We start from the raw sequence: 1450 nt of genomic DNA, 5'->3' as shown, positions 1-1450 counted from the left end.
GTGTGGGTGTCGGTGACGGTGAGGTTGTGGACTGTTGCCTGTCGGGCTGTCCATGCCTGGATGGCGCTGATCTGGGTCCAGGTGCCTGAGGAGGTCTGGAGCCATTGGCCGGGTTTGAGTTCGCCGGCGTTGATCCATTCCCGCAGGGTGGGTACCCAGAAGGGGTGGCCGGCGGTGGCGGTGACCGTCGTGGTCTTCGTCCGGCTCTTCGAGCCGTCATGGACCGACAACGTCACCTTCACCAACTGCTTGGTGCCCTTGCCGGTGATGGTGGCTGTGGCTGTCTGGACGGTGGTCTTGCCGGTCTTGGGGTCGGTGGCGATGATTTTGTCGCCGGTCTTGACCTTCTCGATCGGCTTGGTGGAGCCGTCGGCCATCAGGACTTGTGTGCCGGGTGTGAAGCTGTTCGCCTCGCAGACGGCGCCCTGGGCTTCGTCCTTGGCGGTCTCCCGGGCCTCGTTGCGGACCTCCTTGGCGACCTTCTTGACGGCCCGTTTCACCTGTGAGGGCTTGGGACGCGGTTTGGGCTGGGAGCGGGGCTTGGCGCGTGGCTTCGGTCGTGCGGCTGCCTTGCGGGCCGCGGCCCGGCGTGCTGCTGCCCTCTTCGCTGCCGCGCGGGCTGCGCGTGCTCTGGCCTGGGCTGCTGCTCTGCGGGCTGCCGCGCGTTTGGCCGCCGCGCGGGCCGCTGCCCGTTTGGCTGCCGCTCGTTTGGCCGCGGCGGCTTTGCGGGCTGCTTCCCGGCGGGCCTTGGCCGCGGCGCGTTTGGCGGCCTCGATGGCCCGCTTGCGGGCCAGTGCCGCGGCCCGGCGGGCGGCTGCCTGGGCGGCCTTGCGGGCCGCGATGATCGCAGCCCGGCGGGCGGCTGCGCGGATCGCCGCCTGGATGGCGATCCGGGCCGCGATACCGATAAGGATCGGGAAGAACTCGCCCGTGGGGTCGGAGAAGGTGGCGGGTGCGTTGTTGCTGTAGGCGTAGGGGTTCATCGTCGCCGGGTGGCTGTAGTCGACCATCGGGTCGACCGTGATGAACCGGCCCGTGACGGGGTCGTAGTCACGGGCGCCCAGCCGGGTCAGCCCGGTGTCGGGGTCGACCGTGCCGCCGACGAAGCCGCGCTGTCCGGGCCAGGAGGCGGGCTGCTGCCCCCGCGCCTCACCGAACGGCATGGACTTGCGGCGGGTGACCCTCAACGCGGGGTCCATCATGTCGACGACCGTGTGGGACGTGCCGTGATGGTCGGCGAGCATCAGCTGACGGACACCACCGGTCGCACGGACCGTCACCGAACCGTCCGGGTGCGGATAGAACCGCTCCGCCTTCGCACTCGTGTTGGCCGCGTTGACCGTCAACTCCGCCTCGGCGAGGTAGAGCGTACGGCTGCCGTCCGCCCCGGTACGGATCAGACGCTCACCATCCGCACCATAGAGATACAACGTCGACTTCGAACCACCGC

The 1450-nt window shown here is 69.6% G+C and carries 1 protein-coding gene; it reads right to left on the bottom strand.

Annotated features, from left to right (window positions below; all coding sequences use genetic code 11):
• On the bottom strand, nt 1-1430 hold a 1430-nt coding region (locus tag ABT063_RS52025), incomplete at its 3' end, for an RHS repeat-associated core domain-containing protein (protein ID WP_351069387.1).
• Nucleotides 1431-1450: the final 20 nt, after the last annotated feature.

This window comes from Streptomyces sp. NPDC002838, from assembly GCF_040295365.1.
GTDB lineage: Bacteria > Actinomycetota > Actinomycetes > Streptomycetales > Streptomycetaceae > Streptomyces.
The sequence above is the reverse complement of the archived record's forward strand: the minus strand, read 5'-3'. Positions and strand labels throughout refer to the sequence as shown.